The sequence below is a fragment of the Dorea formicigenerans genome, assembly GCF_025150245.1.
In the GTDB taxonomy this organism is placed as follows: domain Bacteria; phylum Bacillota; class Clostridia; order Lachnospirales; family Lachnospiraceae; genus Dorea; species Dorea formicigenerans.
On the sequence record NZ_CP102279.1, the window covers coordinates 1,679,830 to 1,695,758 of the forward strand.

14 protein-coding genes are annotated in these 15,929 nt (G+C 42.7%); 1 reads left to right on the forward strand and 13 read right to left on the reverse strand.

The genetic code is table 11. The features are described 5' to 3' along the window. From NQ560_RS08260 to NQ560_RS08300, 9 genes are all read right to left on the reverse strand, one after another. Nucleotides 1–300, reverse strand: coding sequence for a hypothetical protein (locus NQ560_RS08260; protein ID WP_022279035.1), 300 nt, complete (start codon nt 298–300; stop codon nt 1–3). Between the two features lie 140 nt (nt 301–440). Continuing rightward, a complete protein-coding gene (gene rny / locus NQ560_RS08265; RefSeq protein ID WP_005332505.1) occupies nt 441–1,994 on the reverse strand; it encodes a ribonuclease Y in 1,554 nt (517 codons plus the stop codon). Nucleotides 1,995–2,116: 122 nt separating this feature from the next. After that, nucleotides 2,117–2,737 carry a regulatory protein RecX gene (locus tag NQ560_RS08270; RefSeq protein ID WP_005332503.1) on the reverse strand — a complete coding sequence of 207 codons (621 nt, stop codon included), beginning with the start codon at nt 2,735–2,737 and terminating at the stop codon, nt 2,117–2,119. A 3-nt stretch (nt 2,738–2,740) separates the two neighbouring features. Further along, a complete protein-coding gene (recA, locus tag NQ560_RS08275) occupies nt 2,741–3,832 on the reverse strand; it encodes a recombinase RecA (RefSeq protein WP_005332501.1) in 1,092 nt (363 codons plus the stop codon). A 154-nt stretch (nt 3,833–3,986) separates the two neighbouring features. Then, entirely contained in the window at nt 3,987–5,279 is a 1,293-nt protein-coding gene (locus NQ560_RS08280) for a D-alanyl-D-alanine carboxypeptidase family protein (RefSeq protein ID WP_005332500.1), read from the reverse strand. Nucleotides 5,280–5,379: 100 nt separating this feature from the next. Beyond that, the gene (gene scpB / locus NQ560_RS08285; protein WP_005332498.1) at nt 5,380–5,961 is read right to left on the reverse strand and encodes an SMC-Scp complex subunit ScpB; all 582 of its coding nucleotides are present in this window, start codon (nt 5,959–5,961) and stop codon (nt 5,380–5,382) included. A 286-nt stretch (nt 5,962–6,247) separates the two neighbouring features. Continuing rightward, entirely contained in the window at nt 6,248–6,991 is a 744-nt protein-coding gene (locus NQ560_RS08290) for a segregation and condensation protein A (RefSeq protein WP_005330340.1), read from the reverse strand. Nucleotides 6,992–7,064: 73 nt separating this feature from the next. Then, complete coding sequence (locus tag NQ560_RS08295) at nt 7,065–7,928, reverse strand: metallophosphoesterase (RefSeq protein ID WP_005330339.1); 864 nt, start codon at nt 7,926–7,928, stop codon at nt 7,065–7,067. 56 nt (nt 7,929–7,984) lie between these two features. Next, nucleotides 7,985–8,851 (reverse strand): HAD-IIA family hydrolase, encoded by an 867-nt coding sequence (locus NQ560_RS08300; RefSeq protein ID WP_005330337.1) that lies wholly within the window; start codon nt 8,849–8,851, stop codon nt 7,985–7,987. Between the two features lie 144 nt (nt 8,852–8,995). Between NQ560_RS08300 and NQ560_RS08305 the strand changes: the two genes are divergently transcribed. After that, a complete protein-coding gene (locus tag NQ560_RS08305; RefSeq protein WP_005330336.1) occupies nt 8,996–10,801 on the forward strand; it encodes an aminopeptidase P family protein in 1,806 nt (601 codons plus the stop codon). A gap of 63 nt (nt 10,802–10,864) precedes the next feature. Here NQ560_RS08305 and NQ560_RS08310 read toward each other — a convergent pair whose 3' ends face one another. The 4 genes from NQ560_RS08310 to NQ560_RS08325 form a co-directional block, all read right to left on the reverse strand. Then, nucleotides 10,865–11,278, reverse strand: a complete 414-nt coding sequence (locus NQ560_RS08310; protein ID WP_005330335.1) for a DUF3592 domain-containing protein — start codon at nt 11,276–11,278, stop codon at nt 10,865–10,867. Between the two features lie 126 nt (nt 11,279–11,404). Continuing rightward, nucleotides 11,405–12,685, reverse strand: a complete 1,281-nt coding sequence (locus NQ560_RS08315; protein ID WP_005330333.1) for a D-alanyl-D-alanine carboxypeptidase family protein — start codon at nt 12,683–12,685, stop codon at nt 11,405–11,407. A 65-nt stretch (nt 12,686–12,750) separates the two neighbouring features. Further along, entirely contained in the window at nt 12,751–15,297 is a 2,547-nt protein-coding gene (locus NQ560_RS08320) for a heavy metal translocating P-type ATPase (protein WP_040015219.1), read from the reverse strand. A 22-nt stretch (nt 15,298–15,319) separates the two neighbouring features. Further along, nucleotides 15,320–15,625, reverse strand: coding sequence for a metal-sensing transcriptional repressor (locus NQ560_RS08325; RefSeq protein ID WP_005330327.1), 306 nt, complete (start codon nt 15,623–15,625; stop codon nt 15,320–15,322). Nucleotides 15,626–15,929 lie beyond the last annotated feature (304 nt).

The following is a 15,929-nucleotide window of genomic DNA, read 5'->3' on the forward strand; positions in this document are numbered from 1 at the left end:
TTATATAGATGATACAAATGCTTCCATCATATTCATTTTCTTCTTGAGAGCTTTTTCTGTCATACCTTCATAAGTGAACCACAGCAGTTGGTCTTTTTCTGCGTCCGGTGTCACAGCCGTCATATATTCCTCTGTCAGAATCTTCGCAGCATTTGCCGTATTTCCAATCAGAACTCCATTGTACATCTTCTCATCCACTTTTGTAAAATCGATGCAGACTGCCCCATCTTTTTCCTCCGTTGCCAGCGTCACAAGCGGCATCTCTTCGATTCTCTGTACGATATATTCTTTGAAATCCATCACATACATCTCCTTTTATTTACTATCAACCATAATTGTAGCATTTTAGGACTATTATAGCAATTTCTTATTATACAAAAAAGGAACCATCACCATAAGCTTTTATGCTTTATATGTGATGATTCCTTATCATTTATCTTCTACTTGGCATAATCTGTAACTCTTGATTCACGAATTACATTTACCTTAATCTGACCTGGATATTCAAGTTCAAATTCAACCTGTTTCGCAATATCTCTAGCCAGCAATACCATGTCTGCATCAGATACTTGTTCTGGAACTACCATGATACGAATCTCTCTACCTGCTTGAATTGCAAAAGATTTCTCAACGCCTTTAAACTGATTGGCGATATCTTCTAATTGTTTTAACCTGTTTGTGTATGTTTCTAATGTTTCTCTTCTTGCACCCGGTCTTGCTGCAGAAATCGTATCAGCAGCCTGTACAACACATGCAATCAGGGATTCCGGCTCTACATCGCCGTGATGGGCTTCAACCGCATTGATAACGGTTGCTGACTCTTTGTATTTTCTGCAAAGGTCAACACCGATCTGGATATGTGATCCTTCCACATCATGATCGATTGATTTACCGATATCATGTAAAAGTCCGGCTCTCTTAGCCACTCTGACATCGAGACCGATTTCTCCAGCAAGAAGTCCGGATAACTGTGCCACTTCAATAGAATGCTTCAATGCATTCTGTCCATAGCTTGTTCTGAACTTCATTCTACCAAGAAGCTTGATAAGCTCTGGATGAATTCCATGAACACCAACTTCAAGTGCAGCTGACTCTCCTTCCTCGCGAATCATAGAATCGACTTCTTTCTGCGCTTTTTCTACCATCTCTTCGATTCTTGCCGGATGTATACGTCCGTCAACGATCAACTTCTCAAGCGCAATTCTCGCAACTTCACGTCTGATTGGATCAAAGCCTGATAATACAACAGCTTCCGGGGTATCATCGATAATCAGTTCCACACCTGTCAGTGTCTCCAAAGTACGGATATTACGTCCTTCTCTACCAATAATTCTTCCCTTCATCTCATCATTCGGAAGCTGAACTACAGAAATCGTAGTCTCAGCTACATGATCTGCTGCACATCTCTGGATAGCAGTGACAACACATTCCTTTGCCTTCTTATCTGCTTCTTCCTTTGCCTGCGCTTCCATCTCTTTGATCATCTTCGCAGTATCATGTTTCACATCTTCTTCAACAGTTTTTAACAAATATTCTTTTGCCTGTTCGGAGGTAAGTCCTGAGATTCTTTCTAGTTCCTGTACACGTTGTTGACTCAGCTCGTCAACTTTCTTCTCACGCTGCTTCAACTGTTCTTCTTTTGCTTTAAAGCTTGCTTCGCGCTTCTCAATTGCCTCAGACCGTTTATCCAAAGCTTCTTCCTTGGAAAGTACACGCTTCTCATATCTCTGTAATTCAGATCTGCGTTCCTTTGACTCTCTCTCAAGTTCATTCTTATTCTTGATTGATTCCTCTTTAATTTCCAAGAGAGACTCCTTCTTCTTAGCCTCGGCTGTCTTCACTGCATCATCGATAATCTCACGCGCTTTGTTCTCCGCATTACCAATCTTAGATTCTGCATTCTTCTTCAGATTGGAAACGGTCACAAAGTGACTGATGACTGCTGATACAATGATAAGCACTACTGCAACAGCAATTACTATTCCTATCGGCACAGGAGCACCTCCTTATTTAGTTTTCATTGTACAAATACAACAGTTAAATTCTATACTGTTTTGTGAAAGATGTCAAGCTTAACCATTGGAAACTTCTATAATTTAAATATGTTTTCTTTATATCAACTGTACATCTCACACTCATATATCTGCATGGTTCTTCTGATATCATCATAGCCAAAACCTTTTCTGACAAGGTACGCCATTATTTTTTTCTTTTCCTCCGGCGTCGTATTCTCCCGATCATAATGCTTTTTCTCTAGCAGTCTGCGAATTGCCTCCGTAGAATCTTCACGCTCATAGCTCTCTTCAAATGCTTCATCAATTAGTTCTCTGGACACTCCTTTTCCCACAAGCTGCATATAAATCTCCCGCCTGCTTTTTCGTTCTTTCCTTGATTCAATAAAACTTCTTGCATATTCATAATCATTGATATAACCAAAAGATTTTACATAACTGATTGCAGCCTCCACGATATCTGCCGGATATTCATTACGCGTAAGTTTCTCCCTAAGCTGCGCCTCTGTACGCCACATATCATTCAAAAGATGCATTGCCCGAAGCTTTGCTCTTTTTAATATAACCTCTGTTCGAATCTTCTCATAGCTTTCCTGCGACAATTCCTGATCTTCGGCTATATGAAAACGGGACAGTTCCCCCTTATACAATATAAAAGCAAACTGTCCATCTACATATACCTTATACTTTGTCTTTGTCACAGCTTCAACTCTTGTGACAACCATCTGTTAGTCCTCTTTTTCTGCCTCTGCTGCTACTTTGACCGCACTGTCAGCTTTACTGCTTTTTCCTTCCTTTGTATCCGCTTCCTCTGATGCTGATCCGTCAAAATTATAGTGTGCACGAATCTGCTTATCCAAAGACTCCATAAGTTCCGGATGCTCTGTGAGATAAATCTTAGCATTCTCACGTCCCTGGCCGATCTTATCTCCATTACAGGAGAACCATGCACCACTTTTGTTGACAAGTCCAAGATTTACTGCAAGATCCAGAATATCTCCTTCTTTTGAAATACCTTTTCCGAACATAATATCAAATTCTGCCTCTTTGAACGGAGGCGCGATCTTATTCTTCACAATCTTCACACGGGTTCTGTTACCAATCATCTCTCCGCCCTGCTTGAGCGTCTCGATTCTTCTGACGTCCATGCGGACAGATGCATAGAACTTCAATGCACGTCCACCGGTCGTAGTCTCCGGATTACCGAACATAATACCAACCTTCTCACGGAGCTGGTTGATAAAGATTACCACACAGTTAGACTTGCTGATAACAGGAGTCAGCTTACGTAGTGCCTGGGACATCAGTCTTGCCTGAAGTCCTACATGGGAATCTCCCATATCTCCTTCAATCTCCTGCTTCGGTACAAGCGCTGCAACAGAGTCAATGACAATAATATCCATCGCGCCGGAACGCGCCATTGTCTCAGCAATCTCAAGCGCCTGATCTCCACTGTCAGGCTGTGAAATGTAAAGTTCATCAATATCTACTCCAATGTTACGCGCATAAACCGGATCAAGGGCATGTTCAGCATCAATAAACCCTGCAATCCCGCCTCTTTTCTGAACTTCCGAAATCATATGCAGTGCAACTGTTGTCTTACCACTGGACTCTGGTCCGTAGATCTCAACCACACGTCCTCTTGGAACACCTCCGAGTCCCAGTGCAATATCCAGACTTAAAGATCCTGTCGGAATTGTCTCCACTGATACCTGGGCTGCCGGGTCTCCAAGCTTCATGACCGTACCTTTACCAAAATCCTTCTCTAACTTTGCAATAGCCGCATCTAAGGCTTTCTTCTTATCTTCATTATTCGCCATAATTAAATCTCCTTGATATTCTCCGAACGAATGTTCGGTATCTGATTAATATAGTATTATAACCGCCGCAAATTGTCAATAGAAAAAACAAGAAAAAGTGTGTAAGAATTGTTTCCCCTGACAATGTTAACTGTATCATGGTTTTCGATCTCCGTCAACGCAAATCCACGAAGAATGTATTCCATCTTGTATAGCCAAAAAAGCGCTCCATACATCTTTTCAGGCACCAGGAAAATGTCCGTTTTTTAAGCCCGCTTCTTGTCAAAACATCGTATTTTCCAATAATATTTTTATCTAATATGTACCGCACTTCTCCCACTTTCTGCCCTTTTTCTACCGGTGCAGACAAAGCTTTTTCCATCTGCACGGAAATCTCTACATTTTCATCAGTTCTTAATAATACTTTTAACACTTCCGGCTTCTGTTGAATTTCAACCTCAGCCACGCTGTTTTTCTGATAAATGTTCTGGTCGTTACCACTATCTTTTACAACAATCTCCTGCTTTGGAAGCTCCTGCCATACGTTTCGGTACTCATAATTCGCAAGTCCATATTCCATAAGTTTCTTCGTGTCACTCCATTTATATCCTTTATGATTCGGCCAGCCACAGGCAAGCAATGCCACGATAAATGTCCGTTCATCACGTCTGAGTGCACCGACATAGCAATATCCTGCATCTGCCGTAAAACCGGTCTTGCCAGAAATCGCCCCGTCCATCATAGTCAGAAAAGCATTGTGATTCGTGCATGTATAAGAAGAAGTTCCTTTAAGATCCCGGAAATGGTATTCTTTCGTTCCGGTAATATCCAGAAACATTTCTTTTTCCGGAGAATCCATAATACAATATTTCATAATTTTCGCCAGTTCCATGGCTGTTGTGGCGTGCACGCCGCCTTCATCCTCTCCGTCCAGTCCGTTTGGCGTTACAAAATGTGTCTTAGTAAGCCCCAGTTCTTCTGCTTTTTCATTCATCATTTTTACAAATGCTTCCACGCTTCCGGCTATCTCCTCTGCAACCATAACTGCGCTGTCATTGTGCGATTCCAGCATAAGCGAGAATAAAATATCCCTCAGATAGAACTGCTGCCCTTCCCGGACACCCAGATGAACTTTCGGCTGACTGGCAGCATATGCGGACGCTGTGACTATCTCATTATCTGTCATATGCTCCAGTGCTATGATGCAGGTCATAATCTTTGTGGTGCTTGCCATAGGCCTTATGGCTTCCTCTTCTTTTCCAAATAAAACACGCCCACTGTCAGCATCCATAAGGACTGCCGATTGGGCGTATAGATTTTGTGGCTCGTCTGTATTTTGTTTCATTTTGTCAGCCATCTGACCCGATAGATTCTGACCCGATTCCTGAATTTCATATCTTTCCAGCCAGGCGGCAGATATGCATAACAAAAGTAAGACTGCGATAATTTTTATTTTGTTCTGATTCATATCCAGTACCCTGAAGCACCGTTATCTTTACAGATTATGATACTCTGCGCACAAATATGTATCTCTTCTTTACTTTATCTGTTTCATTTACTATATCTGTTTATACATTTAATTTAAGCTGTACTTCTTCCTCTGCCTCTTCTTTAAATGTTTCTACCTGTTCCGGCTGCATGCTCGGAAGATCTTCGATAGACTGAATACTGAATCTTCGCAAGAATTCTTCTGTTGTGCCAAATAAAATCGGCCGTCCCGGTGCATCCAGTCTTCCCACTTCACAGGCAAGATTATATTCTACCAGTTTATTTACCGCGTGATCTGATTTGACTCCACGAATTTTTTCGATTTCAAGCTTTGTCACCGGCTGACGATATGCAATGATTGATAATGTCTCCAGCAGAACATCTGTCAGAACACATTTCTTCGGCTGTTTTGCAATACGAATGAGATAGTCATACATCTCCCGCTTCGTGCACAACTGAAAGGAGTCTTCCAGCTCAATAATACGAAGGCCTCTGTCCTCTGCTTCATATTTGTCCTGCAACCGATGAATGATCTTTCTTGTAGTCGCTTCATCGTGCTCAATCGCCGCCGCGATCTTCTTAAGTTCCACTGATTCGCCCATTGTAAATAAAATGGCCTCTATCACAGCCTCCATCTTACCTATCTCCGTTTTTTTACCCATATAATTTCTTAGTCACTCCATCTTTCAAGAATGCCTCGGCATTCTTGCTGCGAGGTGCGCGTCATGCAATTGCATGACATACTTCTACTGCGCACCTCTGCAATCCTGCCGGAGGCTATATCAGCTGGGGGATTGACTCCCACCACTGATACCAGCTTGTTTCTCACCACCTATAGAGGTGGGAGTCATCTCCCAGCTGATATAAATCTGATGACTTTTCTTAAGGGAACCACTTTTACTTCTGTCAAAACCATCCAGACGGTTCTCCAACTAATACTACACTTCGTTAAAGATTTGCAGTAATCATAATATCATCAAATGCATGTTCCTGCTGTACGATCAGGATTCCTTCCTTGATCAACTGCAACACTGCCAGAAATGTTACGACAGTCTGCATCTTGGACTTCTGGCTGCCCAAAAGTGTGCGGAAACTGAAATGCTTGTGTTCCCTTGCATAATCTGTCACAGTCTCCAGCTTTTCCTCAACCGTAACTTCTTCTTTCTCTAATTTACCAAATTTGCTTCTTACCGGATCGATCTTGTCTTCCTGACGCCTGATCACGTCCTGAAAAACACGGTTCAGTGTTGCCAATGTCAGATCTCCTAAAAGTTCGTCCAAATCTACCGGCTCCACATAATCCATGACTTCCTCCGGGATAGTCGGATCTTTGTACATCGTCCGGCCACCATCCAGCTCTCGGTCACGAAGCTCATAGGACATATACTTGTACATCTTATATTGAAGAAGTTGTTCTACCAGTTCCTGTCTTGGATCTTCCTCTTCCCCATCCTCTGTTACTTCCTTCGGAAGCAGCATCTTACACTTGATATCCAAAAGTGTCGCTGCCATGACAAGAAATTCACTCATCACATTGAGATCTTCCCGTTCCATGGCTTTGATATAATCCATATACTGGTTCGTAATCTCCACAATAGGAATATCGTAAATATCTATTTTATTTTTATCGATCAAATGTAACAGCAGGTCAAGAGGTCCTTCGAACACCTGCAATTTTACCGGAATTCCCATGTCTCATTACTCTCCATAAATTTCCATGACTTTTAGGTCTGACAATCTATTATACTTGATTCTCTCACATTTCTCAACAATTATTTAAACTCAGAACAACAACCTCTGCCGGATTAAAGAGCCTGATATGAATGGTGTGGGTTCCAAGCCCTTTACTTACAATGACAGTCTGGTCTCCCACGCGCCGCATTTCTCCTGAATACTTTGGAAATAATACAAAATCCGGTCCAATCACACCTCCGATTCCCGGAATTCTCACCATACCTCCATGCAGATGCCCACTTAGGATCAGATCTGCTCCCCAGGCAAGGTATTCTTTCATATAGGAAGGATTATGTGCGAGAAGAACCTGAAATGCTTCCGGATCCCGATTTCCGATCCGCTCTTTTATTGCTCCCTCTGGCATCTCTCTTCGTTTCAAATGCGTGTAACACTCCAGTGGAATCTCAAGCCCCGTCAGGCGGACTTTTGATTCATCACTTAAAACTGTCGATTCATTTTCCAAAAGATGTACTCCCAGATTCAGCAATTTTTCCCGATATAAAGCATAAGACTGGTCATACTTCTGTGGTTTTAATTTCATACGCTCTTCATGATTTCCATTTGCATAGTAAACTGGTGCAATTTTCACAAGCTCTTTCACACAGGCAAGGGCCGGTTCATAGGAATGTCCGTTCTTTCCAACTAACATATCCCCACCGATTAGAATCAGATCCGGTGACTCTTTTTTCACTGCATCAATTAATCTGCAATTATTCACTCCATAGACCTGATTGTGCAGGTCACTTAAAAAGACCCATGTTTTCTCCCCTGCAAGCTTCGGTGACGCCACCTGGTAACGAGTCACGCGAAATGTATGAAGTTCCCGATACATTTCCGCAAATACAAGAAGTACTGCTGCCACCAGTATTCCGATTATGATTCCTGTTGTCGACATAGATATTCTCCTGATTTATTCTTCCATTTATTTACGTTTGTTTATCACACGTTTATTTATATCTGTTTTGAACACATCTGTATGTCTGGATTTTTCCCTTCCGTCACCGCTTCCCGGCTTTTCCGAAATGCCTCATACAGCTTTCGGATATTTTCAAATGCATAATCCGGCATAAATTCTGTCGCCACCAGATCCTCTGGCTTTGCCTCTCCTGTATACACAAGAGCCGTTTCCACTCCCGCGTTAATTCCACATGCAATGTCCGTGTAAAGGCGATCGCCAACTACAAGCACTTCCTCTGGTTTCGCACCTACCTGCTCCATACACATTTTTACAATCTGTGCATTCGGCTTACCTGCATAGTAAGGTGTCCGATCTGTTGTCACTTTCAACATCTCGCAAATTCCTCCACAATCAGGGACGAAGCCAAATGCAGTTGGACACCGGTAATCTGGGTTTGTTCCGACAAAATCCACTTCCGGACGAAATAATGCCTTACATGCTTCTTCGACTTTTTCGTAGACAAGTGTTCTGTCAAATCCCACAACTGCGCATGCTACATCTTCCTCTGCCTCGTGGGTCAGCTTTAGTCCAAAGCTTTTTAACTCATCTTCAAAAGACGGCGTTCCTACTACAAGCAGTTTCTTATCTTCATAGTGCTCCTTCAGATACTTACATGTTGCATAAGATGCAGTCACAAACTGATTTTCTACTGCGGAAATATTCCATTTCTTAAATTTCTCTATATAATCTTTTCGGCTTTTGACCGAATTGTTCGTAATATAAAAAGCTCGTCCGCCAATGCTTTCAATATAATCAAGCAACTCCCGGCTGCCATCATAAATCGTGTCATCAATGGCAAGTGTCCCGTCTATATCAAACAAAAAATATTTTTTACTCTCTAAATCATTTCCTTTTAACATTAAAAAAGCTCCTTGCTGGAATTTTGTCCATTTATACTATATAATGATGATGGTGTCGGGATTAAAAGACCCAACTATGATGCATCTTTACACCCTTGCATTATTATATACTGATTTAGAAATCATGTCGAGGAGGTTTTTATCATGACAGTTTCAGAACATATTGACGCGCTGAGAAAACTTATGAAGGAGCGCGGATACGATATCTATATTGTTCCGACTGATGATTTTCATCAAAGTGAAAATGTCGGGGCATATTTTCAGGCCAGAACATTTATTACAGGCTTTGATGGTTCCGCCGGAACCGCGATTATTACTTTAGATCACGCCGGACTTTGGACAGACGGACGTTATTTCTTACAGGCCGAGCAACAGCTTTCAGGCACTCCGGTTACTCTCTATCGCATGCTGGAACCAGGTGTCCCGAGTATCAACGAGTTCTTGGAAAAACATTTACCGGAACATGGTACAATCGGTTTTGACGGACGTGTCATCTCTATGAAAAACGGAAAGGCATATCAGGAAATTGCCGAGAAAAAGCATGGTCATATTGTTACTTCCGAAGATCTGATCGACCTGATCTGGAAAGACCGCCCGGCACTGTCAACAAAACCGGCATTTGCCTTGGAATTAAAATACACCGGTGCTTCTACAACGGAAAAACTTGCCCGCGTCCGTGAAGCTATAAAGCAACACGGGGCTACTACTCATGTCGTTGCTGCCCTGGATGACATTTGCTGGATTACCAATCTGCGCGGACGGGACATTGACTATTTTCCTCTTCTTCTCTCCTACGCCATCATCACCATGGATGAGATGAAACTATACGTTGATAAGCAGAAGCTGACCGAAGAAATGTGTAATAACCTGACTGCTGCCGGAATTACATTTCACCCATACAATGATATTTACGAAGATTTAAAGCATCTGGATTCAGAAGAGACTGTCCTTTTAGACCCGTCTCGTATTAACTATGCGCTTCGTAACTGCATTCCAGAAGGAGTCTCTGTTGTCGAAAGCGAAAATCCTTCCGTATTGATGAAATCTGTAAAAAATGAAACAGAACTTCACAATATCGAACAGGCTCACATCAAAGATGGGGTTGCTGTGACTCGTTTTATGCATTGGCTAAAGACACACGTTGGTATCTCTTCTGAATCTCCTGTCACGGAACTTAGTGCAGCCGACAAACTGGAAGAATTTCGGAAAGAACAGGACGAATATCTCTGGCAGAGCTTCGAGCCAATCTGTGCCTCTGCCGAACACGCAGCAATTGTTCACTACAGCGCAACCAAAGATAGCAATGTACCAGTCACGGAAAATGGTCTCTTCCTTACAGACACCGGCGGCGGTTATCTGGAAGGCTCCACAGACATTACAAGAACCTTTGCATTTGGAAATGTTCCACAGAATATGAAAGAAGACTTTACTTCCGTTCTTTTATGTAACTTGCATCTGGCAAATGTAGTGTTTCCATATGGTACTACTGGTGGAAGTTTAGATGTTATCGGACGTCTTCCACTTTGGAAACGTGGATTAGACTTCAATCACGGAACCGGACACGGCGTTGGCTATCTTATGAACATTCACGAAGAACCGGCAAGATTCCGCCGTTATCTCGGAAATAAGGCTCCAATTCAGGACATTGCCCTGGAGCCGGGAATGATCATCACTGACGAACCAGGTGTCTACATTGCCGGTTCTCACGGAATTCGTACAGAGAATGAACTTATGATCTGCGAAGGCGAGACAACCGCATATGGAAGATTCTTATACTTTAAACCAATTACACTTGTACCGATAGATCTGGACGCAGTCGTACCTGAAATGATGACCATCGAAGACAAAGAACTTCTAAACGCTTACCACAAGCGCGTATACGAAACACTTGCACCACATATGAAAGAAGATGAACGCAAATGGCTGGCTGAATATACAAGAGCGATTTAATCATGAAAAACCTCTCTCACTGATTTACAGTGAGGGAGGTTTTTCAGTTCATTTCTGTTAATATTATAAACATGTAAAAATAAAAATTCCTATACATACAAGAATCGGTATGCACCCAATAATTCCAAATACAATCGCAAGAATCTTATAGACCTTATTATCATATCCCGGAATGTAAGACTGCTTTGGCTTTGCCGGATTGTACATGACCGGAACTTTTGTACCGACTTGTGGAACACAGTGCTTGATGGACGCACCTTCATTCGTATATTTCATTCCATTTGCATAATATTCATATACCGGATAAAAGCTCAAACTTCCATCACCCGATGATTTGCTGTTGATTCTTATGACCAGCCCGACCGTATTCATCGTACAGTTTTTCTTTTTTCCATGTGAAATCAAACCTATAATAATCGCCGGAAGCCAGAACGCTGCTCCCAGACCACATAGTGTTAATACAAGACCCAGTTCCATATGTTTCTCTCCTCGTTTGTTATCTCATTTCTAGTAATTTAAAAATATCCTATTGCTTTAAGGTGCCCGGATATTTCCGCTGTCAATATAATATAATCACAATCACTTTCATTTAGCAATGACTAATTATAATGTCCACCCACGCACGGCTTCTTTCATGGCACTTCCGTAACTGATTTCTTCTACATCTTCTGTTGCAAGAATGTCTACTTTGCCAATCTCTTTTCCATTCAGCGAATAAATTACTTCGCCTATTTTATCCCCCTGTCTGACCGGTGCTGTCGCATTCTCTTTTAATTTTACTATTTTCTTTATCGTAGATAAATCTGCACCTGTCACATCTACATAAGAAAATAATTCCATCTGCGCGGCGCCAACTTTCTTTTCAACTCCATGTTTTACCGGCACATCTTGGATTTTCTTTACTGTATCTTCCTGATACTTCTGACATTTTCCAAATCCATAATTCAGCAGTGTAATTGCGTCCCTCATTCTTGCTTTGCTGTCATCTGCCGCCATAATGACAGCAATCATATCCGTGTTATCTTTCCTTGCTGTTGCAGAAATACAGAACTTTGCCTGACTGGTCGACCCCGTCTTAAGCCCAGTCGCATATTCGTATTGCCGGATCATTTTGTTCGTATTTGTAAGTCCAAACTGTGTAGAGCCCTTTTTCGTCGTGTGCGTAATATCCTCCATCCAGATATTGCAGTAATCAAAAATCTGTGGATATGTATGGATCAGCTCTCTGGACATTAGCGCAATGTCCCTTGCCGTCGTCACATGTCCCTCTGCGTCAAGTCCGTTACAGTTGACAAAATGTGTATTCTCCATGCCAAGACCCTTCGCCCGCTCATTCATCTGATTTACAAATTCCTGTTCATTTCCACAAATGTACTCTGCCATGCAGACACACGCGTCGTTTGCACTGGCTACGGAAATACATTTTATCAGTGTCTCTACTGTCTGCACTTCACCAGGTTCTAAGAATACCTGGGAGCCACCCATAGAAGCCGCATATTCCGACGTTGTCACCTCGTCCTCTAAATGTATCTTTCCTTCTTGCAGCGCATCAAAAATCAGCAGCAATGTCATGACCTTTGTGACACTTGCCGGCGGTCTCTTGGAATCTGCATCTTTTTCATAAATTACCTGTCCCGTAGATGCTTCCATTAAAAGAGCAGACGGTGCGGAGATGTCCACATTTCCCGTCTGCTGCGTATTTACATTATCTGTATTTTCTGTTGTATCCGATGAATTCTGCTCTCCTGCTCCAGCGTTCTGGCCAGTGTCTGCGTCTGTATTCTGTCCCGTATTCGTATTCAGAATAATCAGTTTTTCAGACTGCGCAAAAACCGGCTGTGTCAGTAGAATCAAGCAGAATAACCACACCAGAAACTTTTTCATAATCCATGCTCCAACACATACTTTTGTAGTAAATATATGACCGCACGATTCATTTTATTAATCTTCTACTCGATTCCTTTTACCGGATAGTCCTGTGCCTCTACTGCATTTTTAAGCACTTCATCAGCAACCTCTTTTTCCAGTGTCACTACGGCTGTTCCTGCCTCGTGGCTTACAACTGCCTCTTTGACACCATCAATTGCTTCCAGAGTTTTCTTTACTCTTGCCTCACAGTGTCCGCACATCATTCCTTCGATTTTCATTGTCTTTGTCATGGTTGATTCCTCCTGTTTCTTTTTACTTTCCTTTTTATGTTTTATTTTTTTATCTTTGCTTGCGTCATACATTTTGAAGAGATTCAGTCTCAGTGCATTTGTAACAACACAGAAGCTGGATAAGCTCATGGCTGCCGCACCGAACATCGGATTCAGTTTCAGTCCGAATAATGGATACCAGATACCTGCTGCCAGTGGGATTCCGATAACATTGTAGAAGAATGCCCAGAACAGATTTTCATGAATGTTCCGAAGTGTTGCACGGCTCATGCGGATGGCTGCCGGCACGTCACTTAGGCGGCTCTTCATCAGTACCACACCTGCCGCGTCAATGGCAATATCTGTTCCGGCTCCAATTGCGATTCCCATATCTGCTCTTGTAAGTGCCGGTGCATCGTTGATACCGTCACCGACCATAGCAACCTTTCCTTTTGTTTTAAGTCTTCGGATCACGCTTTCTTTTCCTTCCGGAAGTACGCCTGCGATCACCTCGTCAACACCTGCCTGCGCGCCGATTGCTTTTGCAGTACGCTCATTGTCACCTGTGAGCATAACAACGTGTATTCCCATGTTCTGAAGTTCTTTTACCGCTCTCGGACTGTCTTCTTTGATGACATCAGCCACTGCAATAATTCCCATAAATGTTCCGTTCTGGCTGAAGAATAGTGGTGTTTTGCCCTGTTCGGACAAATGTTCTGCCTGACGCTTCATTTCTTCTGATACTTCGGAATACTGTCCGATATAGTTCAAGTTTCCACCAAGAACTTCTGCGCCACCTATTTTACCGGAAAGTCCATTTCCCGGAACTGCCTGAAAGTCAGATACTTCTGTCAATTTTTCTCGCTCAGACTGCTCTACTTCTGATTCTACACGTCCTGTGATTGCTTTTGCAAGTGGGTGTTCACTCTTCTTCTCCAAAATGTATGCAAGAACCAGTAATTCAGATTCACTTACTCCATTTGCAGGGAGAATATCTGTGACCTGAGGTTCGCCACTTGTTATAGTTCCGGTTTTATCAAGAGCAACAATTTCCATTTTTCCTGTCTCTTCCAGAGAAACGGCTGTCTTGAACATAATTCCATTTTTCGCGCCCATACCATTTCCAACCATAATTGCGACCGGAGTTGCAAGTCCAAGGGCACATGGGCAACTGATAACAAGTACGGAAATTCCTCTAGCGAGAGCAAATCCGACGCTCTGACCGGCTAAAAGCCACACAACAATCGTAATCACTGCGATTGTAATAACCGTTGGTACAAATACACCTGATACCCGGTCTGCAATCTTTGCAATCGGTGCTTTTGTTGCCGCCGCATCGCTGACCATCTGAATAATCTGGGACAGTGTTGTGTCCTCTCCGACTCTTGAAGCCTCACATTTTAAGAAACCGGACTGATTGACTGTCGCAGCAGATACTATATCATTTGGCGCCTTATCTACCGGAATGCTCTCACCGGTCAGAGCTGCCTCATTGACTGCACTGTTTCCTTCCAGAACAATACCATCTACTGGTATATTTTCACCAGGTCTTACTATGAAAATGTCTCCTTTTTTCACCTGCTCAATGGAAACTGTTTCTTCTTTTCCATCGCGGAGCAGTACTGCCGTCTTCGGAGCCAGTTTCATCAGACTCTTAAGAGCATCTGTCGTCTTACCTTTGGAATGTGCCTCCAGCATCTTTCCAACCGTAATAAGAGTCAGGATCATAGCTGCAGACTCAAAATAGAATTCATGCATATATGACATTACGGCATCCATATCCATGCGCATCTGCGCATCTGTCATAGCAAACAGCGCATAAACACTGTATCCATAAGAAGCTGTAGAACCAAGGGCAACCAGTGTGTCCATATTCGGCGCTTTATGAATCAGTCCTTTAAATCCGCTGATAAAGAACTTCTGGTTGATGACCATAACAATCGTAGTCAAAAGCAACTGAGCCAGTCCCATTGCCACATGATTGTCCGCCATAAATCCTGGCAATGGCCAGTTCCACATCATATGTCCCATGGACAGATACATAAGTGGTATAAGGAAACACAAAGAAGCAATCAGCCTCCGCTTCAATACTGGTGTATCTCTGTCTTTCAAAAAATCATCATTGTTTCCGGCAGCACTGCCTGTCTTTTCATTTGCTGCACCTTTCAGCGATGCACCATATCCGGCATTTTCCACTGCTTCTATAATTTGAACTGACGTTGCTGTTCCTTCGACTCCCATGGAGTTCGTCAGAAGGCTGACCGAGCAAGATGTAACACCCGGCACCTTTGACACAGCCTTCTCTACTCTGGAACTGCAGGCCGCACAGCTCATTCCTGTCACTGTATATTGTTCCATCATTAAAACACCTGCCTAACTATTACTTCATAAGTTTTTGGAGCGTGGCAACCAGTTCATCGATTGTCTCTTCTTTCCCTGCACGGATATCTTCCGCTACGCAAGTGCGGATATGATTAGCAAGAAGCACCTTGTTAAAGCTATTCAGCGCCGCATTGACCGCTGAAACCTGAATCAGAATATCCGTACAGTATGTGTCCTCTTCCACCATACGCTTAATTCCTCGTACCTGGCCTTCAATCCGGCTTAAGCGGTTCAAAAGATCCTTATATTCCTTTTCTGTCCGTTCCTTTTTCTTATGACAACAACATTCTTTCTTTTCTTCCATAGTATGCACACCTTTCTTGATTACAGTGACAGTATATACCCCTTAAGGGTATATTGCAAGTTCTTTTTTCATAAATTTTTCTCAGTAAAGAAATCAAGTTCAAGAATGCCTCGGCATTCTTGCTGCGAGGTGCGCGTCATGCAATTGCATGACATACTTCTACTGCGCACCTCTGCAATCCTGCCGGAGGCTATATCAGCTGGGTGATTGACTCCCACCACTGATACCAGCTTGTTTCTCACCACCTATAGAGGTGGGAGTCATCTCCCAGCTGATATACTTCTTTCATAAAATGCACTTAAAA